This is a genomic window from Nonomuraea sp. NPDC050556 (assembly GCF_044457355.1).
Taxonomy (GTDB): Bacteria; Actinomycetota; Actinomycetes; order Streptosporangiales; family Streptosporangiaceae; genus Nonomuraea.
The window spans coordinates 2,119,078-2,138,858 of record NZ_JBITGU010000002.1 but is presented as its reverse complement, the minus strand read 5'-3'; the positions used below and the strand labels follow the sequence as shown (position 1 = coordinate 2,138,858).

The window sequence follows — 19,781 nt, the reverse complement described above, 5'->3', positions numbered from 1 at the left end:
CTCAACCCTAAGCGAACGCCCCCGACAGCAGGTGCCCAGCACCGGGCACGACCGCGGGCAGCCCGAGCGCGCGCAACATCTGGTGAACCGTACAGACCGCTGCGGACACGACTGGTTTGCCCAGTCGCTGCTCCGTCTCCTCGATCGCCGCCAGCGACGGCATCTGGACGCACGCCGACAGCACGACCGCGTCCGCGTCGGTGTACTCCAGCTTCTCCGCGATCGCCGGCAGCAGGCAGGGGTCGTGCGCGGCCACGTCCAGGTTCCCCGGGATCTCCAGGGCGGCGTGGTCGAGCACCTCGACGCCCTCGTGCGTCAGGTAGTCGACCACGGTCCGCGTCAGCGGTTTCATGTACGGCGCGACCAGCGTGATCCTGCGCGCCCCCAGCGTGCGCAACCCTTCGACGAGCGCTCCCGCGCTGGTCACCACCGGCGCCGGAGCCCCGTTCTCCTCGGTACGGCGGCGCAGCCGTTCCTCGGAGACCCGGTGGTACCCCAGCCCCATGCTCATGATCGCGACCAGGCAGGCGTAGCCGAGCACGTCCACCCGGGCGTCGGAGAGCTCCACCGCGCACCGGTCGGACTCGGTGTCCATCCTGGCGAGCTGCTCCGGCGTGACGTGCGTCATCCGCATCCGGCTGGAGTGGAAGGTGAACCGGGCCCCGGAGACCCGGCGCAGCAGCTCGGGCACCTCGGTCTCCATGGTCACGTTGGAGCTGGGCACGATCTGCCCGATGCGGTACGTCATGCCGCGACCACCGGGTTCCTGAGGGTGCCGATGCCGGAGATGGTCGCCTCGACCACGTCGCCAGGCCGCAGGAACTGCGGCGGCACCTGCGCCGCACCGACCCCGGAGGGCGAGCCGGTGGCGATGACGTCCCCTTCCTCCAGCGTCATCCCCGAGGTGATGTCCGCGATCAGCCGCGGGATCCTGAAGAGCATGTGCCGGGTGTTGGACTTCTGCTTCACCTCGCCGTTGACCCGGAGCGACAGGTCCAGGTCGTGCGGGTCGGCGATCTCGTCGGCGGTGACGATCCAGGGCCCGAGCGGCGCGTAGGAGTCCTGCCCCTTGGAGAAGAACCACTGCCCTGACCGCCGCTGGTCGCGGGCGGAGATGTCGTTCATGATCGTGTATCCGGCCACGTAGGACATGGCGTCCGCCTCCGGCACCCGGCGGGCCGTACGCCCGATGACGACGGCCAGCTCGCACTCCCAGTCGAGCTGGCTGGTGAGCGCGGCGTCGTGCAGGATCGGCTCGCCCGGCCCGACGACGGCGGTCGCCGGCTTGCTGAAGAGCACGGGACGGTCGGGCAGCTCGCGGGCGGTGTCCAGGGTCCGCGAGGACTCGGCCACGTGCTCCACGTAGTTGAGCCCCACCCCGACGATCTTCCCGGGCCGGATCGGCGCGTGCAGGGTGACCTCGCTCAGGGCGTACCCGTCGACGCGGTCGCCGTCGAGCACCCCCGCGTGCCGTACGCCGTCGGAAAGTGAGTAGGTGATCAGTCGCATCGAGCTTCCTCCCGATAGAAGCCAAGGGAACGCATGACGGGGAAGTCGTTGAAGGAGAAGAGGACGGCGTCCTCGGACGAGACGTTGGCGTGCGAGTGCCAGGCCCAGGACGGCACGCAGAAGATGTCGCCCTCCTGCCAGTCGAAGCGCTGCCCGTCGACGACGGAGTAACCGCGGCCCAGAGCAGCCGTGTAGACGACGGAGCCGGTGTGGCGGTGTTCCTGGGAGACGAAGCCGGGGGCGAGCAACTGCAGGTGGGCGCTCATGGTCGGCATGACGGACCCGCCGGTCACCGGGTTGCTGTACTCCATGATCACGCCGTCGAAGGGCGACTGAACAGGGAAGGAGCGAAGGGCCGCGTACGACTCGTCCCAGGGATAGGCGAAGATCGGCGAGTACGGCTTTCGCCATATATCCCCGTAAGGCAGGAGATGTCCGCCGTAGCGCAAGGTCGAGGACTCGACCGGCTGGTACAAGCCGGGCAAGACCTCGTAGAACCCTGCGTCCAGCGCGTTGACCAGCGGGATGTCCAGCCCGTCCTGCCAGATCACCGGCGCGTCCGACGACTCGTTGCCGTGCTCGTGCCACGTGTTGTTCGGCGTGATGGCGAAGTCGCGCGGCCCGACCCGGATCTTCTGCCCGTCGACCACGGTCCACGCGCCCGTGCCCTCGATGACGAACCGCAGCGCGCTGGCCTGGTGCCGGTGCGCGGTCATGGCCTCGCCGGGCCCCATGATCTGCAGCCCGGTGTACAGCAGCCCGACGGCCGCGCTCAGCTCCCTGCGCCCGGGGTTCACCAGCATGACCACGCGGCGCCCCGCGTCGTCGGCCTGAACCAGCGGCAGCGCCTTGCGCACGAGCGGCCTCAGCTCCTCGTAGCGCCAGAGCGTCGGCACCGACCTGGGCTGCGGGTACCAGGGCTCGATCTCGTTGGCGACCGTCCAGAGCGCTCCGGCGTCCAGCGCGGCCAGCTCCTTGTAGTACTCCTTCAGCTCAGGGGTGTCGGATACCCGGGCGCGTCCGATGGCGGTGTCGTCCATGTCTCCTCCAAGGTGATGGGGGCGCGCGGACGCTGGTCCACGTGCAGGCGGAAGATGTCGAAGCGGTTGTAGTGGCCGACGATGTCGTGCATCTGCTTGGGCTGGACGCACCGGTTGAGGTCGATCTCGGCGTAGACGATGCCCTCGTCGTCGACGAGCGGCTCGACCACCGGCCGCCCGTCCGGGCCGAAGATCCCCGACAGCGCGCTGCGCGGCCGGTCGGCGATACCCATCTCCGGCGAGATCGTCGAGCAGGACACCACCGTGAAGACCTTGCCCTCGAAGCAGTGCGCCGCCGTACGCATCGCGATGGCGTCGGCCATGTCGTAGTCCTCCGGCGCGACAGGCAGCGCGATGTAGGAGGCGGCGTGCACGAGCTCGCCCTGCGCGAGCAGCGCGAACCGGGCCAGCGTGTTGGTGTTCTCCCCGCAGGCCAGCACGCCGAGCGGCCCCACCTCGGTCTGGTGCACCTTGAGCGAGCTGCCGTCGCCGCCGGTCCAGGTGAGCTTCTCCGCCCAGGTCGGCACCAGCTTGCGGTGCACGCCCAGCAGCCGCCCGTCCGCGCCGATGGTCAGCATCGTGTTGAAGAGCACGCCCAGGCTGTACGGCACGCGCTCGTTGACCCCGATGACCACGACCGCGCCGTGCTGCCTGGCCGCCGCGCAGAGCGTCTCCACCTGCGGGCCGGGCACCTCGATCGAGGCCTGCCTGAGCCGCTCGAACCAGGGCGACCCCTGCACCGGCGTCATGGTCCAGTTCCAGTACGGATAACCGGGCACGAACACCTCGGGCAGCACCACCAGCGATGCGCCGTTGCCCGCGGCCTCGGCGATGAGCGACACCGCCTTGGCCACGGTCGCCTCGGTGTCCAGGTAGACGGGAGCCGCCTGGACGGCCGCAGCGGTGAACCGTGGCAACGTGCTCATGCGCTCACCCGCCGGAGAGAACGCAACCTGGATTTCGACCGGGCGGGCCGCGAGGCGGGTGCGCCGGCGGCCGCCTGCCACGGCTCGGGCCAGGGCGCGCCAGGTCCCCTGTAGCCCTGTTCGGCGGCGGCGTGCAGGGTCCAGAGCGGGTCGTGCAGATGTGCCCGGCCGACCGAGCACAGGTCGGCGCGGCCCGCGAGGATGACCGAGTTCACGTCGTCGTAGGTGGAGATCGCCCCGACGGCGATGGTCGGCAGCCCGGTCGCCGCCCTGATCAGGTCGGCGTACGGCACCTGGTACCCGCGGCCGTACGGGGGCTGCTCGTGCGCGACCACCTCTCCCGTGGAGACCTCGATCGCGTCGGCGCCCTCGAAGGCCAAGCACATCGCCACCGCCTCCGCCTCGCTCAGCCCGCCCTCCGCCCAGTCCGCAGCGGAGATCCGTACGATCAGCGGCTTGTCCCATACCGCCCGCACGGCACCCAGCACCTCCAGCGGGAAGCTCAAGCGGTCGCCAGGGTTGGTCAGCGGGGACAGATAGCCGGAAACCAGGTGGCCGTGACCGAACTGGAGCTGCAGCACGTCGAACCCGGCCCGATCGGCGCGCGCCGCCGCCGCAGCGAAGTCCCGCACAACAGCAGTGAGATCATCAACACCGGCCACGCGTGGCGTCGGATGGCCCGCATCCCACGGCTGGCCAGATGCCGCGATCGACGGGCCAAATGCTCGGCGGCCCGCGTGAGTGAGCTGGATGCCCAGCGGCGTCCCCGACTGGGCACGCACGTCCGCGACGATCCTGCGCCACGCCGCCTCCTGCTCGTCCGTGTACAGCCCGGTGCACCGGCTCGTCATCCGGCTCTCCGCGCTGACCGCGGTCATCCCCGCGATCACCAGACCGGCCCCGCCCAGCGCCAGCGTGCTCAGGTGGGCGGCGTCGAAGCTGCTCGGCACCCCGTCGGTGGCGGTGAACGTCGCCAGCGGCGGGACCACGACCCGGTTGCGCAGGGTCAGCCCGCCGAGCGTCAACGGGCCGAACATCGGCGGCGGCCCGCCCCCGTCCACGGACGCCACGAACTCCGGGTCACGCAGGCGCAGGTTGTCGTAGGTGACCCGGCGGCTGCGGGTGAGCAGGTCGAAGGCGAACTGCTCCGGCGCGCGGCCGAGGTGCCGCTCGATGTTCTCGAACCATTCGAGGCTCGCCTGCGCGGCCCGCTGCGTCGACTCCACCACGGGACGCCGCTCCGCTTCGTAGGCGACGAGCGCCTCGGCGGTGCCCGCGTGCTCGTGCAGGCAGGCGGCCAGCGAGAGGGCGTCCTCCATGGCCAGCTTGGTGCCCGAGCCGATGGAGAAGTGCGCGGTGTGCGCGGCGTCTCCCAGCAGCACCAGGTTCCCCCGCGACCAGGTCCTGTTGCGCACGGTGGCGAAGCGCAGCCACCTGGAGTTGTTGGCGATCAGCCGGTGGCCGTCCAGGTGCGGCGCCAGCATCTGCTCCAGGCGGGGGAGGTCCAGGTCGGGGCGCCAAGCGGACGCGGTGGTCTCGACGATGACCGTGCTGCGGTCGTCGCAGTAGGGGTAGGCGTGCACCTGGAACCCGTCCTCGACGATGAAGGTGAACGCCTTGAAGACCTTGTCCGTGGCCAGCCACATGTACCTGCAGTGGCGGGTGTCGACCGTGGTGCCGAAGTCGTGGGCGTCGCGCAGCCCAGACCGCACCCCGTCGGCGGCGATCACCAGGTCGTGGGTGGACTCCAGGCCTGGTGGCGCGGGCGTGCCGTACAGGATGGTGACGCCGAGCGCGGCGCAGCGTTCTTGCAGGATGGCCAGCAGGCGCCTGCGTTCCAGGGCGGCGAAGCCGTGCCCGCCAGAGGTCAGCGTCCTGCCGCGGTAGCGGACGTCGATGTCGCTCCAGCGGGCGAACTCCGCCGACATCGCGGCGAACACCTGCGGGTCGGCGTCGGCGATGCTGCCGAGGGTCTCGTCGGAGAAGACCACGCCGAAGCCGAAGGTCTCGTCGGCCGCGTTGCGCTCCCAGACGGTGATCTCCCAGTGCGGTGAGAGCTGCTTGGCCAGGGCGGCGAAGTAGAGGCCGCCTGGGCCGCCGCCGATGACTGCTAGGCGCACGTGCCCTCCATGAGTTTCTGGCGCACCTGGTCGGGCCAGGGTGCGGATTGCGTGCTGGGGGAGTGCACCACCGACATGCGGCCCTCGGCGGCGACGCCGGCCGGGCCGTACACCGTGAAGGAGTAGTGCAGTGAGCTCGTGCCGACCTTGTCGACGCGCAGCTCGATCCGGACCTGCTCGCCGAACCAGAGCCGGCTCAGGTAGTCGGCGGAGAAGTGCACGCGGGGGATGCGGCCGAAGAGCGAGTCCAGGTCCAGCGACCGCAGCAGCTCGGCCTCCGCCGCCTCGGCCCAGCGCTGGATCGCGGAGAAGTGGTGGTGCCCGGCGGCGTCGGTGTCGGACCACTCGACCCGCCGCTCGACGGTCACTGCGCCCATCGGCGCAGCTCCGCCCGGTGCAGCTTGCCGTTCGAGGTGCGCGGTAACGACCCGACGAACTCGACGGCGCGCGGGTACTTGTACGGCGCGATGGCCCGCTTGACGTGCGCCTGCAGCGAGCTTCCCGTCGCCGCCGCGCCCGGCCTGAGCACCACGTACGCCTTGACGATCGTCCCGCGCGACGCGTCGGGAGCCCCGACGACCCCGCACTCCAGGACGTCGGGATGGGTGAGCAGGGCCGCCTCGACCTCGGGCCCCGCGATGTTGTAGCCCGCCGAGACGATCATGTCGTCGGCCCGCGCCTGGAACCAGAAATAGCCGTCCTCGTCCCTGATGTAGGTGTCGCCCGTGAGGTTCCACCCGTCGCGCACGTAGGCGAGCTGCCGCTCGTCGTCCAGGTACCTGCACCCGGTGGGCCCGACGACCGCGAGCAGCCCGGCCACCCCATCTGGTACGGCCAGGCCGTCGTGGTCGACGATCCGCGCCTGGAACCCGGGCACGGGCAGACCGGTCGCCCCGGGACGGATGTCGTCGTCCGCAGCCGAGATGAACACGTGCAGCAGCTCGGTGGCGCCGATCCCGTCGATCACCCGCAGCCCGGTGGCGGCGTGGAAGGCAGTCCAGACGTCGGCGGGCAGCGGCTCCCCGGCGGACACGCAGCGCCGCAGCCCGGCCAGGCGCGGCGCGAGCCCGCGGTCGAGCAGCGCCCGGTAGGCGGTGGGTGCGGTGAACAGCACCGTGGCGCGGTACGTCTCCACGAGGTCGGCGAGCTGCTCTGGCCCGGCCTGCTCGACCAGCAGCGTGGCCGCGCCCACCCGCAGCGGGAAGACCACCAGGCCGCCCAGCCCGAAGGTGAACCCCAGCGGCGGCGTGCCGGTGAACAGGTCGTCGGCGACCGGGCGCAGCACGTGCTTGGCGAAGGTGTCCGCGATCGCCAGCACGTCGCGGTGGAAGTGCAGGGTGGCCTTGGGCCTGCCGGTGGTGCCCGAGGTGAAGGCGACCAGCGCCACGTCGTCGGCGGCCGTGTCGACCGGGGTGAACGCGCCGCTCTTGAGCTCGCAGAGCGCGGCCAGCTCGGCGAACGACACGGCCTCGTCGAGCTCGTCCAGGAAGCGCGGGTCGCACAGCCGGATCGACGGGCGCGCGATCTCGCACATGGTGTCCAGCTCGGCCCGGCGCAGCAGGGGCATCGTCGTGACGGCCACGCCACCGGCCTGCAGCACGCCGAACCAGCAGGCCACGAGCCACGGCGTGTTGGGCCCGCGCAGCAGCACCCGGTTGCCCGGCACCAGGCCGAGGTCCTCGGTCAGCACCTGCGCCACCTGGGCGGAGCGGCGGCGCAGGTCGCCGTAGCTCCACTCCTCGGTGGGGGTCAGCAGGCAGCGGCGCTCGGGCGCCCAGTCGCCGAGCAGCTCGACGGCGCAGTTGAGGCGTTCCGGATAGCCCAGGTCGGTGAGGTGGGGCCAGAGGTCGGGGGGAGGGAGCCGGTCACGACAGAAAGTGTCGACATGAGCGGTCATGGTGCTCAGTATGTTGTTTTTTTGTCGACAGTCAAGAGATCGCTATATTAGGATCGGTGCATGACAGACTTCACGCCCCCGACCTTCCTGTCGCCCGTGGCCGACGCATCCCGCCGCTACCAGGGGCTCACCTACGCGCTCAGGCCCGGCTACCGGCCGCGGCTGCTCGACCTCACCGTTCCCGAGGCGGACGGGCCCGTGCCGCTGGTCGTCTGGATCCACGGCGGCGCATGGCTGGAGGGCGACCGGCGCTACACGCCGCCCACGATCCCCGCCGAGCTGCTGTTCGGCTCGCTGCTGGAGGCGGGCCTGGCGGTGGCCACGATCGACTACCGGCACAGCCAGGAGGCGCGCTTCCCGGCCCAGCACCACGATGTCGTCGCCGCCATCCGCTACCTGCGGACGTTCGCCGGCGAGCTGGGCCTCGACGCCGCGCGCTTCGGCGTCATGGGCGAGTCGGCCGGCGGCCACCTGGCCGCCCTCGCCGCGCTGGCCGGGCCGGAGCTGGCGGGCGTCGAGGGCGTGGGCGAGGGCGACCACTCGGTCCAGGCGGTCGTCGACTGGTACGGCGTGGCCGACATGATCACCGTCCAGGAGCACCCGCTGGAGATGCCGCCCGGCTGGCCCGACCCGTACGAGTCGCTGTTCCGCGGCGACGACGAGCTGGCCGGGCAGGCGAGCCCGATCAACCACATCACCGCGGACGCGCCGCCGTTCCTGCTGGTGCACGGCACCGTCGACCAGGTCGTGCCGTACAGCCAGAGCGTCGCCTTCGACAAGGCGCTGCGCGAGCAGGGCGTGGACGTCACGCTGTCCACGATCGAGGACGCCAACCACATCTTCCTGGGTGTGGCCGACGTCCAGCCGATCGTGGCGGAAAGCGTCGCCTTCCTGGCCCGTCACCTCACCGGACGCCCTTGACCGGGATCAAGGCCAGGGCGCCGATCAGGCAGACGACGGTGGCCACCGCGAACAGCGCGGGATAGCCGCCGAGCGCGTTGATGATCACCGAGGCGACGAAGGGGGCCGCGATCTGGGGTCCGGCCCCCGCGATGTTCAGCACGCCCATGTCGCGCGCCGCGTCCCCCTGGCTGGGCAGGACCAGAGTGGCGATCGCCAGGTCGACGGCGCCGTAGATGCCGAAGGCGAAGCCGTGCACGGCCGCGTACACCTGCATCATCGGCCAGCTCGGCGCGACCAGCGGGATCACCAGCGCCAGCGCGGCGACCACCCCGGAGATCACCACGAAGGCCTTGCGCCGGTCGAGCCGGTCCGACAGCGGACCGCCGATGACCGTGGCGAGCACCGAGCAGACCGTGGAGATCATGGTGATCTGCGCGACGGCGGCGGCCGGATGGAGGTCGGCGGGCAGGCCGATGTGGTCCTTGAGGATGTAGAGCATGAACCCGAGGACCATGAAGTAACCCAGGATCATCATCGCCCTGCCGACGAAGACCAGCAGGAAGTCCCGGTGCCGCAGCGCGAACAGGAACGACGCCACCAGGCCCGAGGGCTCGGCGACCTGGTACTCGCCGGGACGCGGATCCCTGGTGAAGAACACCAGCAGGACGGCTGCCGCCACCACGGCTCCGCCGAAGATCAGGTAGCCGAACGAGGTGTCTGTCGCGAAGTTGGCCGCGGTGACCGCGCCCACCACGCCGCCGACGGGCAGCCCGATCCCCATGACCGCCGAGGCGGTGCCGCGCCGCTCGTTCGTCACCCGGTCGGGGATGATCGCCAGCAGCGCCGCCTGGTAGAGGTTGTAGACGCCCTGCGCCAGGCACCAGCCGATGCCGAGCATGAGCAGGTTGTCGGCCATGCCGAGGAACACCATCGTGGCCACGCCGGCCACCGAGCCGCCGAGCAACCACGGGTTGCGCCGGCCGAAGCGGGAGCGGGTGCGGTCGGACAGCGCGCCGCCGATGGGGTTGAACACGGTGGCGAAGACGGAGCTGATCCCGGTGATCAGGCCCAGGTTGGCCACCTTGTTGACCGGGTCGAACTGCTCCACCTGCAGGGCGATCAGCGTGGCCGAGCCCGAGTAGAGCGCGATGACCGCGGCCGTGCCGAGGAAGATGAAGGGGAGTAAGCGGACCTGCCCGGCGCTCTTGACCGTCTGGACCATGGTCAGATCCACCCGTCCAGCGCGGCCATGAAGGCGTCGAAGTCGTCGCGGTGCATGACGTGACCTGCTCCGGTGACCGTACGGACCTCGAAGCCCTTGAGCGTGGTCGGGTCGACGAGCTGGGAGTTCTCGGCCAGTACCAGCAGGGAGGGGCGATCGGGTTCGCCCGGTTCGATGGGGGTGGCGGCGATCTCGGCCAGGGCGCCCGCCGTGCGCGGGTCCATGGCGGCGAACGAGGAGAGTTCCACGTCGAGGTCCCGGTCGCTCCAGCGCGGGTTGAGCTGGTGGATCTGCTCCCTGGTCATGCCCTGGAGGAACGCGGCCACGTCGGCGAGCTCGATGGCCTGCGACGGGACGGCCCAGGCCGGGTCCAGGTAGATGGCCCGCTCCGGGGCCAGCTCGTCGACGGTCATGGCCAGCAGGCGGCCGCCGAGCGAGTGGCCCGCGACGACCTCGGCGCCCTTCGGGAGGTTCTCGACCAGGTCGGCCGCCCATTCCTTGGCGCTGTAGGACTCGGCGCGCGGGCTCTGCCCGAAGCCGCGCAGGTCGGGCATGAGGACGCGGTAGCCGCGCCGTTCCAGTTCGGGCGCGACGCGCCACCAGGTGTCGCCGTCGTCGCTGAATCCGTGGATGAGGATCGCGGTACGGTCACCGTCGCCGCGTTCTGTCACGTGCAGGCGCACAGCCCCTCCTATTTTTTCAGGGCCAGAATTTATTGTGGGTGAGCGTAACCCGTGGACCCCGCGAAGGCTAGGGTTGAGTTCGTGATCAGTGGCAGCCCGGCGGACGTGCTCACCGTTCGCCGTCACAACCTGGCCCTGGTCCTGCGCCACGTGCGCGATCGCGGGCCGCGCTCGCGCACCGAGATCTCGGCGGAGACCGGGCTGGCGGCGGGAGCCGTGACGAGCCTGGCGGCCGAGCTGATCGAGCGCGGGCTGCTGCGCGAGGCCGGGGTGCGGCCGCTGGAGTCGGCAGGGCGGCCGCGGCGCATCGTCGAGTTCGACGGGTCCCACCTGGCGGTCATCGGGGTGCAGGTCGACGTGCACTCCATCACGCTGCACGCCACCGACCTCGGCGGGCGTCCGCTCCACGAGGCGCACGTACGGCACGGCGGCGAGGTGCTGCCCGTCCTGCTGGCCGAGCTGCGGGACGCGCTGCCCGCCGTACGGAACCTGGCCGGGATCGCGGTCGCGGTGCCCGGGTCGGTCAGCGCGCACTCCGAGCTGGTCGGGGTGGCGCCGCATCTCGGGTGGCGGGAGTTCCCGCTGGTCGAGGCGTTGCGCGCGGAGCATCCCGCGGTGCGTTTCTGGCTCGACAACGACGCGAACCTGGCGGCGGTGGCCGAGTACGACGCGGTGCGCGGGGAGGGGCTGCGTGACGTGGTGGTGCTCAGCGGCTCGGTCGGCGTGGGCGCGGGCATCGTCATCGACGGGCGGTTGTTTCGCGGGTCGGACGGGGGAGCGGGCGAGGCGGGACACGTGGTGGTCGCGCCCGGCGGGCCCGACTGCTTCTGCGGGCAGCAGGGGTGCCTGGAGGTCATGGCCGGACTGCCTGCGCTGGCCCGGCTCGCTGCCACGGACGACCTGCTCGCCAGCGCCGAGGCGGGCGATCCGCGCACGTTGCGCGCCCTCGACGAGGGGGCGCACTGGATCGCCCAGGGCGTGGGCGCGATCTCCGCGTTGCTCAACCCGCAGGCGGTGATCCTCAGCGGCTCCTACGCCCCGCTGGCGCCCTGGCTGGTCGAGCAGGTGGACAGGCGGCTCGCCGCCCACCGCGCCGCCGCCCCCGCCTACCGCGCGCTGCGGGTCCGCGCGGGCGTGCTCGGTCCGGACGCCCCGGCGCGCGGCGCCGCCGCCCTGGCCGTCGAGCAGCTCCTGGACGACCCGCTGGAGCTCAACGCCGAAGCACCCCCGCGCGCTTGACCGCGTGCAGGAAGAGCGTCGTCTCGCACTGCGCAACCTCGGGCATCGCGCCCAGGAACAGGTAGAGGTCGTCCAGCGCCGGCAGCACCACGTAGGCGAGCAGGTTGGCCGGCCCCGTCGTCGCCCCGACGAACCAGGTCGCCGGATGGCTCGCCAGCGCCTGCCCCACCCGCTCGACCGCCTCCGGCCGGACGGTCAGCCACAGCGCGGCCTCCACCCCGAACCCCAGGTGCGCGACGTCGACGTCGGCGGTGATCCGTACGCTGCCGTCCTTGAGCAGGTCCTCGACCCTGCGCCTGGCGGTCGACTCGGAGATGTTCGCTCCCGCAGCCAGCTCGGCGTGGCTCATCCTGGCGTCGGTGCTCAGCAGCTCGGCCAGCCGCTCGTCCACCGGGTGCGGCGGGCGCGCCGGGCCGGGAACCGGTCCAGGGTACGGCGGGCCGAGCGCCTCCAGCTGCTCCGCGCTCAGCAGGCCCGCCTCCCAGCGCAGGGCCTCGGCGAAGACGCGCAGCAGGCCGTACGCGGTCCACGAGGTGACGGCCGCGGTCGCGGGCAGGTCGCGCAGCAGCAGGGCGCTGCGCTGCTGGGGGCTGCGGCTGAAGACGGTGGCGCAGACCTCGTCGCCGCCGCCCAGGATGTCGGTCAGCAACACGTCGCTCCGCCTGGCCAGCGCCTCGGCCACGGCGCGCACCTGGCCTGGACGGCACCGCACGCGCAACACCATCGGGGTCCAGCCGGGCACGCGGAAGGCGTTGCGTATCGCGACCACCCGCACGGTGCCGGAGCCCAGCAACGTGCCTGCCCTGCGGGCGATCGTCCGCTCGGAGACGCCGAGGGCGTGCGCGATCCTGCCCCAGCTCAGCCTGCCGTTGTGCTGGAGCGCGCAGACCAGCCGTTGGTCGATCTCATCCATTTGCCAGCGCCCTTTGTCGAGATCCCGTCATTCTTGCGGTCATTTCTACGGCTTTCGTGGGCTCGTGGCGATGCTCCAGCCATGAGCATCGTCGAGGTGACACAGGGTGCCCTCCGCGGCACATCGGAGGACGGGCTGGTCGTCTTCCGCGGCGTGCCGTACGCGGCCCCGCCCGTCGGGGACCTGCGCTGGCGGACGGCACAGCCGCATCCGGGCTGGAGCGGGGTCCGCGAGGCGGCGGAGTACGGGCCGAGCGCGCCGCAGTTCCACTTTCCCGGCGTCCATCCGATCCTCGGGAACCACGGGCTGCCGCCGTTCGACGAGGACTGCCTGACGCTGAACGTGTGGACGCCCGGGGTGGACGACGCGCGCCGTCCCGTCCTGGTCTGGATCCACGGCGGCGGGTTCCTCAGCGGGTCGGGGTCGCTGCCGGTGTACGCGGGCGACACCTTCGCGCGCAATGGGGACCTGGTGGTGGTGAGCATCAACTACCGGCTCGGGCCGCTCGGGTTCCTGCACGGGGTGGGGGACGACGACGTCTGGCTGTCCGACCAGGTCGCGGCGCTGACCTGGGTACGGGACAACATCGCCCGCTTCGGCGGCGACCCGGACAACGTCACGGTGGCCGGGCAGTCGGGAGGGGCACTGTCGATCGGGGCGTTGCCCGGCGGGTTGTTCCACCGCGCGATCCTGCAGAGCGCACCGCTCGGGCTTGAGCTGCCCACCGCCTCGGACGCCTCGGCGCGCACCGCCACGCTGATGGACGCGCTGGGGGTGGCCGATGTGGAGGCGCTGCGCAAGGAGTCGTGGCAGCGGCTGCTCGAAGGCACCCTGGCCGTGATGGGACGGCACCAGCAGTGGGGTGAGTGGGCCCTGGCGTTCCTCCCCGTGCTGTCCCGGCACCCTGTGGACAACCTGGCCGCGTCGTCGATCCCCATCGTCGCCGGGTACACGCGGGACGAGGCCACCTTCGCCTTCGGCCTCGACGACACGATCCGCTCGGCGACCTCCGCCCAGGTGTCCTCATGGGCCTCGTCTACCGGATTCTCCCTTTCTGGGGACGGCACGCCGGGGGAGCAGTTGCAGCAGGCGGTGTGCGAGGCGATGTTCGGAGCCCCACTGCTGGACCTGGCCTCGCGCCGTCCAGCATGGGTGTATCGCTTCGACGTGGCCACACCTGCCCATGACGGACGGCTCGGCGCCACCCACTGCCTGGACCTGCCGTTCACATTCGCGAACTTCGGCCGGTGGTCGCACGCCCCGATGATGTCGGGGCTCGACGTCTCAGGCCTGGGCGACCGGATGCACCGCGCGTGGATCTCCTTCATCCGCACCGGCGACCCGGGCTGGGCACCGTACCCGGAACTCCACGTGTTCGCCTAGCGACGCAGTCCGTTACGGATCAGGACGTCGAGGCGCTGCCAGGCCGAGGAGGAGGCGTTGACGGTGCCCTGGATGAGCGCCGGGACCTCGGAGTCGATCTCGCTGCCCGGCAGGTCCTGGGAACCGTACCGCGCTCTGGTGGCTGCGACGATCCGCTGGGCGAGGTCGTCGACCCGGGGGTCGTGGGGGTCGAGGTCGTGCGCCTGGTCGTAGTCGAGGAACATCTGCCGCAGCGCCGGGTCGGCCAGGATCTGCGCCTGGTCGCGGAAGAGCGTGACCGCGGTGTCCGGATGGGTGGCGAACACGAGGATCCACAGGTCCTGCTGCAGCGCCACCCACCGCCCGGTGAACCCCTGCCTGGCCAACTGGTCGAGGTGGTCGACCACCTCGTCGGGCAGCGGCTGGAGGCGGCCGGCCGCGAGCTTGCGCAGGCGCCGCTGGGTCGTCCTCAGCTCGCGGATCCGCCCGGTGAGGTCGGCGTCGATCTCGCCGAGGGCCTGCTGGAACTCCTGCCCGCTCGCCGACCGCAGGTCCCTGATCCGCGCCAGCGGCACTCCAGCCGCCGCGAGGGTCCTGATCTTGATCAGCTCGACGGCGTGCTCGGCGCCGTAACGCCGGTATCCGGAGGCGTCCCGGTCGGGCTCAGGAATCAACCCCTTGTCGTGATAAACACGGATCGTCTTGGTCGACACTCCGATGTACCTGGCGAGCTGCCCGATGGTTATCACCTGGTCATCGTGGCACTTGACCTTGCCCCTGGGGCAATGTCGCACCATGGGGTCATGGAGAATTTCGACCGGCAGACACTGCGTGACCTGGCCGACGAGGGCAACGAAACCGCCCTGGACCGGCTGGCCGACCTCGCCGACGCCGAGGAACTGAGCGAACTGCTCGACGAGGGATCCATGCGTGCCGGATTCCTTCTCACCCAGCGCGCGGTGGCGGCACGCGACCTGCGTGAGCTGCAACGCATCGCGGACGCCGGATACGAACCGGCGAGCCTGGAACTGGAGAAACTGCTCAACTGATCTCCTGACGCCACTGTCACCGCCATCCGCAGCCATATTGCTGCTCCTGATAAGCGGGGCCGCGACCTATTTCCTCACCCGCTCCCACGTCGAAGCCCAGCCCTGGAAGCCGGAGCGCGTTCTCCTTCTGGGAACGGCGCGCCGATCCGACCAAGGTCGTCCTGTTCCTGAACGGCGGCGGCGTCTGCTGGGACACCACCATGTGCGCATTTATCAGCACAGACCCGACCGGCGAGAACGACTTCTACGACTGGCGCAGCGAGACCGGCGAACAACCAACCGACCAGCAGGAGGGCTTCTTCGCCGACTAATCGATCATCTTCGCGAGCGCCTGCACCGGCGACGCACACCTGGGCAACGTGGCCCAGAAGTACTCCCCAACCCTGACCGTCCAGCACCAACGGAACAGCCACCCTCGATTACCTGGCCAAGGCTTATGGAAGCGCCACGGAAGTCGTGGTCATCGGCAAAACAGCAGGCTCGATAGCCGCCCCTCTGTACGGTGCCCTAACCGCAGACCGCCTCCCGAAAGCCAAGGTCACCGTATTCGGCGCCCAGTCCGGTGCGTGGCCCGACAACCCGGGATTTCAACACCACAGTCCTCAACAAGACCTGGGGCGCTTTCAACGCCATGCCCAGCTGGGCAGTGGACGGTCTGACGACCTCGACATGGAGCATCCCCAGCTTCTGGTCCCAGGCCGCGAAACACACCCCGAGATTGGTGTTGTCCCGCTTCGACTACGCCCACGACCCGCACGCGGCGGTGGAGGCGACCAGATGGACGCCAGCAAACCCGCCATCGACGCCAACGAGGCGGCTACCGAGGCGACGGGCGCAACCCTGCACAGTTACACCGCACCGGGCAATGGCCACGGCCTTTTCGAGCACGACAAGTTCTACGACATCAAGGTCAACGGCGTGTGGCTGGTCGACTGGCTCAAGGACCTGACGACCGGCGACCCACCCCCCGACGTCCACTGCGACAACTGCAACCCGTAGACAAGGAGACTGCCTACATTTTGGTGGTCCCCATGCCGCTCGCTGCCCTCCCTCTTCTTGGCCGGTCGCGCCCGTGAGGTGGCACGCGTAGGGCAGAAGAGGCTCCGATTCGCGTTGATCCCGATGGCCATCGTCATGGTCAAAGGGACGATCCAATGGGGGTGGGGGGTTGGGAAGCTCTCATCTATCCGGATGCGTGCCGCCTTCGGCGTTGCGTTCCCCCCGTTCGCCCCCGCCGATTACAAGCGCCTCGGCGGCAAGGAATGGCGTCGGCGGTCATTCCGGGTCCTGCTCACGATCGACGTCGACCGCTTGGATATCCGTCCCAACAAGCGAGGCCTGCGCAAAGAGCGGGAGGACCTTTCCCTGCCTACACCGGGCATCACAACGATCGAAGAGCTGTCCAGGGATCACCGCTGACTTGCCCACTGCCGTCCAGCCACAACATGATTGTGGGAAGTTGGACGGGCCGCATGGTCCTTCAGTCGCCCTCCCTAACGACAAGCGTCAGGACGGCCTGTGCCGAGAATCATCCTTGAGCTGCTCGACCACCGCGAGATTCCCAAGTATCTGGAAGGCGTCGCGGACCTTGACGAGGAGTGGGCTCTCGCCGAAATCCAAGCCGATGCGGACGAGTGGATCGCCGTAGCCGACAACGGAATCTCGATCAACGAGAACCGCAGCGAGCGATGCCTCATCAAGTACGAACTCTGGGATGGGCCGCCTCCGCCTCTCTCCTCCTGGGACAGGAGCTGGGCCGGAAGCGTAAGCCTGACGTCTGGAAAGGTCGTCGCCGTCAGTGGCTATTCCGGCGGAACAACTTACGGCGAGGAATTCGACCTCGGCCGAGAGGACACTGTCTGGAAGATCGCCATCCATCGCAAATCCCTCGGGCACGAGGAGTTCACACCGGACATTGTCGGCTTCACCCTGTTGAAGCTACAGTTCTGGCCCGCTGCAGGTATGCCTGGACAATGACATTTCTCCAGAGGAGGACATAAGTGCAGCTAAGGCGTGGTGCGGGGCGGACCGCCCTGTTCGTCGGCCGTCGAGTCCTCCTCGCCTGGCGCCGTGTCGGGCTTGGCTGAATGCGCTGTGGTCGGGGCGCGCTTGACCTCTTCGTCGACCTGGTCTTCGTCCCAGTCCGGGTGCAGCATCTTGACCGCGGTTAGTCCTCGTCGAACCACCGATTGAGGAACGTGGTCAGGTCATCCATCAGTGGCCATGTGGGCCACGCATCACCCGGGTGCTGTCGGTCGCTCTCACGTCCGGCAGACGGTGACGGTGAGCTGCCACTGGCAGGCCAGTTCGGTGGGGTGGGCCCTATGGCTGCCCCGTGGGGCAAATCGACCCAACCGGTTCCCAACCTGGAGCCAACGGTCTCGCCCTAGCGTGCCGATGAATCGATGTGGATCACTCACCACCAGGAGTCTCGTGAACTTCAAGAAGTTCTCTGCTTGGACGGCTTCCGCCGCGCTCACCGCAACGGTCCTGCTGGCCAGCGCGACCCCGGCTCACGCCGGGTCCTACACGTGCTGGCTCGACGGCAACCCCACCTGCACCACGCAGAAGGTCGCACCGTACAACGGGTCCGTTGTGGCCAAGATCAGTGGGAATGTCACCGGCCGGGTATGGGACACGATCAACCAGGTGTACGTCGGCAGTGAGCACTCCTGTAGTGCGAGCACCACCTGTAGCTGGACCGTGGGCGGGCTCACGCACACGTACGTGGTCAAAGTGAAGGCGCGGTGGAACAACATCTGGAACAACGGCTGGGGCTCGATCGCCGACCGGTAGCGGTCGGTCAGACCTTCCGTCCGAGGATCTCGCCGACGCGCGTGCAGGGTGATGAGGTGATCTTCAGCCACGGCCGACCCCGTTGGCCTGCACGGGCACCGCGTCGACTGGATCTGAGGGTTGCTGTCGGTGGTCGAAGTCGCTACACGTGACGGCCGCCGGGAGTACCCCAAGGGCATGAAGTCCAACGTGCCCGGGGTGACGCTGAAGGGGACGAGTCTCCTGACGGTCGATCGGCCTCGCACGTCGGCGATGCGCACCGCCCATCATGCGGCACACGGCGGCGAGCAGGCTCGTGCAAGACGGGGTGCTAGGCCACGAGACGTTCGCGACCACGGAGAGCGTTACGCGTATCCGGACGCCTGCGTGCGTCGTGACGTATGAGCGACCTTGTACGGGGAAAAGCGAAAGGCCAGTTCTGATTTCTCAGAACTGGCCCTCTACCTCGGGACTATCAAACGTCGGGGTGACAGGATTTGAACCTGCGGCCTCTTCGTCCCGAACGAAGCGCGCTACCAAGCTGCGCCACACCCCGGATCGCACGCCGGTCTTGCACGTGCTTGGGAAAGTCTAGCGGACTTCGGCCGTGCTTGTGACCGCTCAGCGGCGCGGCATCAGCGTCAGCAGCGTCGCCTCAGGGAAGCAGGCAAACCGGGCAGGTGCCATCGGCGACGTGCCGAGCCCCGCGGACACGTGGAGCCATGCCGAGTCGTGCCGGTGCAGGCCCTTCACCCGGGCTCGGTCGATCCCGCAGTTGGTGACCAAAGCCCCATAGAACGGCACGCAGAGCTGGCCGCCGTGGGTGTGGCCGGCCAGCAGGAGCTGGTAGCCGTCCGCGGCGAAACGGGTCATGTTGCGCGGCTCGGGGGAGTGCATGACGCCCAGCCGCAGGTCGGCGTCGGCCGGAGCGGGGCCGGCGACGAGGTCGTAGCGGTCGCGGTCGATGTGGGAGTCGTGGATCCCGGCCACCGCCACGTCCAGGTCGCCGATCTTGATGCGGGCGGTGGTGTTGTTCATGTCGAGCCACCCCTCCGCCGCCATCCCGGCGCCGAGCTCGCGCCACGGCAGGTTGGGGACGTGCTGCCGCCGGTCCTTCTTGGACGTACGCCAGAGGTAGCGTGCGGGGTTCTTGAACCGCGGCTCGTAAAGGTCGTTGGACCCGTACACGAACAGGCCAGGACGGGCCAGCAGGGGCTCCAGGGCGTGCAGCAGGGACGGCACGGCGTCCGGGTGCGCGATGCTGTCGCCGGTGTTGACCACCAGGTCGGGCTCCAGGGCGCCCAGCGAGCGCACCCAGTTGATCAGCATCGTACGGCCGGGCGTCAGGTGCAGGTCGGAGAGGTGCAGGATGCGCACGGGGCGCTGCCCGCGCTCCAGCACGGGAACGTCGAATCGGCGCAGCCGGAACCAGTTGCGCTCGATCACCGAGGCGTAGCCGATACCGGCCACGCCGAGGCCGAGCAGGGACAGGGGTACGGCTACGGATTTCCTCACCCATTCATGATGCCCGACGCCAACCGGCAAGATGGACCCATGAGCGCATTGAAGGACAAGCTGAAGGCCGACCTGTCGGCCTCGATGAAGGCTAAGGACGAAGTCCGTCTCAGGACGGTTCGCATGGTGCTTGCGGCGGTCAACGTCGAGGAAGTCGCGGGGAAGACGGCCAGGGAGCTCTCGGACGACGAGGTGCTGAAGGTCATCACCAAGGAGGCGAAGAAGCGGCGCGAGGCGGCCGAGGCGTTCGCGGGGGCGGGGCGTAAGGAGCAGGCTCAGGCGGAGCTGGACGAGCACGCGGTGCTGGAGGAGTACCTTCCTGCGCAGCTCAGCGACGAGGAGCTAGGGCGCCTGGTCGACGAGGCGATCGCGGAGACGGGCGCTGCGGGGCCGCAGGCGATGGGGCAGGTCATGAAGGTCGTGAACCCGAAGGTCGCCGGGCGCGCCGAGGGCGGCCGCGTGGCCCAGGCGGTCAAGTCCCGCCTCGCGGGCTAACCGCAGGCCCTGTACGGCGCAGCGCCAAAAGGCCCAGGTCTGTACGGCGCAGCGCCTCGAAGGTCGAAAAGCAGGGGGCTTCCGCGAGATGCGGAGGCCCCTGGCCCTGTCCAGGCCCGAAAGGGTGGGGCCG

21 protein-coding genes and 1 tRNA gene are annotated in these 19,781 nt (G+C 69.8%); 9 read left to right on the top strand and 13 right to left on the bottom strand.

What is annotated here, in order from left to right:
- Positions 1–7 precede the first annotated feature (7 nt).
- Genes ACIBG8_RS28315 through ACIBG8_RS28285 form a run of 7 tightly spaced genes read right to left on the bottom strand, consistent with a single transcriptional unit; the run spans position 8 to position 7,492 of the window.
- The gene (locus tag ACIBG8_RS28315) at positions 8–748 is read right to left on the bottom strand and encodes an Asp/Glu racemase (protein ID WP_397345971.1); all 741 of its coding nucleotides are present in this window, start codon (positions 746–748) and stop codon (positions 8–10) included.
- Positions 745–1,509, bottom strand: a complete 765-nt coding sequence (locus ACIBG8_RS28310) for a fumarylacetoacetate hydrolase family protein (protein ID WP_397345970.1) — start codon at positions 1,507–1,509, stop codon at positions 745–747. The genes ACIBG8_RS28315 and ACIBG8_RS28310 overlap by 4 nt, the downstream gene beginning before the upstream one ends.
- On the bottom strand, positions 1,500–2,549 hold the full coding sequence (locus tag ACIBG8_RS28305; protein WP_397345969.1) for a cupin domain-containing protein: 1,050 nt from the start codon (positions 2,547–2,549) through the stop codon (positions 1,500–1,502). Before ACIBG8_RS28305 ends, ACIBG8_RS28310 begins: the two co-directional genes overlap by 10 nt.
- Positions 2,498–3,475 carry a carbon-nitrogen hydrolase family protein gene (locus ACIBG8_RS28300; protein WP_397345968.1) on the bottom strand — a complete coding sequence of 326 codons (978 nt, stop codon included), beginning with the start codon at positions 3,473–3,475 and terminating at the stop codon, positions 2,498–2,500. The genes ACIBG8_RS28305 and ACIBG8_RS28300 overlap by 52 nt, the downstream gene beginning before the upstream one ends.
- Complete coding sequence (locus ACIBG8_RS28295; protein WP_397345967.1) at positions 3,472–5,595, bottom strand: FAD-dependent monooxygenase; 2,124 nt, start codon at positions 5,593–5,595, stop codon at positions 3,472–3,474. Before ACIBG8_RS28295 ends, ACIBG8_RS28300 begins: the two co-directional genes overlap by 4 nt.
- On the bottom strand, positions 5,586–5,972 hold the full coding sequence (locus tag ACIBG8_RS28290) for an acyl-CoA thioesterase (RefSeq protein ID WP_397345966.1): 387 nt from the start codon (positions 5,970–5,972) through the stop codon (positions 5,586–5,588). The genes ACIBG8_RS28295 and ACIBG8_RS28290 overlap by 10 nt, the downstream gene beginning before the upstream one ends.
- The gene (locus tag ACIBG8_RS28285) at positions 5,960–7,492 is read right to left on the bottom strand and encodes an AMP-binding protein (RefSeq protein WP_397345965.1); all 1,533 of its coding nucleotides are present in this window, start codon (positions 7,490–7,492) and stop codon (positions 5,960–5,962) included. Before ACIBG8_RS28285 ends, ACIBG8_RS28290 begins: the two co-directional genes overlap by 13 nt.
- 60 nt (positions 7,493–7,552) lie before the next feature.
- On the opposite strand from ACIBG8_RS28285, the gene ACIBG8_RS28280 reads away from it, so the two are divergent.
- Complete coding sequence (locus ACIBG8_RS28280; RefSeq protein WP_397345964.1) at positions 7,553–8,413, top strand: alpha/beta hydrolase fold domain-containing protein; 861 nt, start codon at positions 7,553–7,555, stop codon at positions 8,411–8,413.
- On the opposite strand, the gene ACIBG8_RS28275 is transcribed toward ACIBG8_RS28280, so the two are convergent.
- Both ACIBG8_RS28275 and ACIBG8_RS28270 read right to left on the bottom strand, forming a co-directional pair.
- The gene (locus ACIBG8_RS28275) at positions 8,397–9,629 is read right to left on the bottom strand and encodes an MFS transporter (RefSeq protein ID WP_397345963.1); all 1,233 of its coding nucleotides are present in this window, start codon (positions 9,627–9,629) and stop codon (positions 8,397–8,399) included. The two genes, ACIBG8_RS28280 and ACIBG8_RS28275, sit on opposite strands and share 17 nt — an antisense overlap.
- The gene (locus ACIBG8_RS28270; RefSeq protein WP_397345962.1) at positions 9,620–10,300 is read right to left on the bottom strand and encodes an alpha/beta fold hydrolase; all 681 of its coding nucleotides are present in this window, start codon (positions 10,298–10,300) and stop codon (positions 9,620–9,622) included. The genes ACIBG8_RS28275 and ACIBG8_RS28270 overlap by 10 nt, the downstream gene beginning before the upstream one ends.
- An 81-nt stretch (positions 10,301–10,381) precedes the next feature.
- On the opposite strand from ACIBG8_RS28270, the gene ACIBG8_RS28265 reads away from it, so the two are divergent.
- A complete protein-coding gene (locus tag ACIBG8_RS28265; protein ID WP_397345961.1) occupies positions 10,382–11,539 on the top strand; it encodes an ROK family protein in 1,158 nt (385 codons plus the stop codon).
- On the opposite strand, the gene ACIBG8_RS28260 is transcribed toward ACIBG8_RS28265, so the two are convergent.
- The gene (locus tag ACIBG8_RS28260; protein WP_397345960.1) at positions 11,511–12,452 is read right to left on the bottom strand and encodes an Lrp/AsnC family transcriptional regulator; all 942 of its coding nucleotides are present in this window, start codon (positions 12,450–12,452) and stop codon (positions 11,511–11,513) included. The two genes, ACIBG8_RS28265 and ACIBG8_RS28260, sit on opposite strands and share 29 nt — an antisense overlap.
- 81 nt (positions 12,453–12,533) lie before the next feature.
- Here ACIBG8_RS28260 and ACIBG8_RS28255 point away from each other — a divergent pair, with 81 nt between their 5' ends.
- A complete protein-coding gene (locus tag ACIBG8_RS28255) occupies positions 12,534–13,835 on the top strand; it encodes a carboxylesterase/lipase family protein (RefSeq protein ID WP_397345959.1) in 1,302 nt (433 codons plus the stop codon).
- Here ACIBG8_RS28255 and ACIBG8_RS28250 read toward each other — a convergent pair.
- Positions 13,832–14,563 carry a MerR family transcriptional regulator gene (locus ACIBG8_RS28250; RefSeq protein WP_397345958.1) on the bottom strand — a complete coding sequence of 244 codons (732 nt, stop codon included), beginning with the start codon at positions 14,561–14,563 and terminating at the stop codon, positions 13,832–13,834. The two genes, ACIBG8_RS28255 and ACIBG8_RS28250, sit on opposite strands and share 4 nt — an antisense overlap.
- A 54-nt stretch (positions 14,564–14,617) precedes the next feature.
- Here ACIBG8_RS28250 and ACIBG8_RS28245 point away from each other — a divergent pair, with 54 nt between their 5' ends.
- The 5 genes from ACIBG8_RS28245 (at position 14,618) to ACIBG8_RS28225 (ending at position 17,659) form a co-directional block, all read left to right on the top strand.
- A complete protein-coding gene (locus ACIBG8_RS28245; protein ID WP_397345957.1) occupies positions 14,618–14,863 on the top strand; it encodes a hypothetical protein in 246 nt (81 codons plus the stop codon).
- 777 nt (positions 14,864–15,640) lie between these two features.
- A complete protein-coding gene (locus tag ACIBG8_RS28240) occupies positions 15,641–15,862 on the top strand; it encodes a hypothetical protein (protein WP_397345956.1) in 222 nt (73 codons plus the stop codon).
- Between the two features lie 123 nt (positions 15,863–15,985).
- Positions 15,986–16,282, top strand: coding sequence for a hypothetical protein (locus tag ACIBG8_RS28235; protein WP_397345955.1), 297 nt, complete (start codon positions 15,986–15,988; stop codon positions 16,280–16,282).
- A gap of 99 nt (positions 16,283–16,381) precedes the next feature.
- Positions 16,382–16,840 carry a hypothetical protein gene (locus ACIBG8_RS28230; protein ID WP_397345954.1) on the top strand — a complete coding sequence of 153 codons (459 nt, stop codon included), beginning with the start codon at positions 16,382–16,384 and terminating at the stop codon, positions 16,838–16,840.
- Between the two features lie 456 nt (positions 16,841–17,296).
- A complete protein-coding gene (locus tag ACIBG8_RS28225) occupies positions 17,297–17,659 on the top strand; it encodes a hypothetical protein (RefSeq protein ID WP_397345953.1) in 363 nt (120 codons plus the stop codon).
- A 461-nt stretch (positions 17,660–18,120) separates the two neighbouring features.
- On the opposite strand, the gene ACIBG8_RS28220 is transcribed toward ACIBG8_RS28225, so the two are convergent.
- Both ACIBG8_RS28220 and ACIBG8_RS28215 read right to left on the bottom strand, forming a co-directional pair.
- Positions 18,121–18,194: transfer RNA gene (locus ACIBG8_RS28220), tRNA-Pro, on the bottom strand.
- Between the two features lie 65 nt (positions 18,195–18,259).
- The gene (locus tag ACIBG8_RS28215; RefSeq protein ID WP_397345952.1) at positions 18,260–19,153 is read right to left on the bottom strand and encodes a metallophosphoesterase; all 894 of its coding nucleotides are present in this window, start codon (positions 19,151–19,153) and stop codon (positions 18,260–18,262) included.
- Between the two features lie 39 nt (positions 19,154–19,192).
- Between ACIBG8_RS28215 and ACIBG8_RS28210 the strand changes: the two genes are divergently transcribed.
- Positions 19,193–19,648, top strand: coding sequence for a GatB/YqeY domain-containing protein (locus tag ACIBG8_RS28210; protein ID WP_397345951.1), 456 nt, complete (start codon positions 19,193–19,195; stop codon positions 19,646–19,648).
- Positions 19,649–19,781 lie beyond the last annotated feature (133 nt).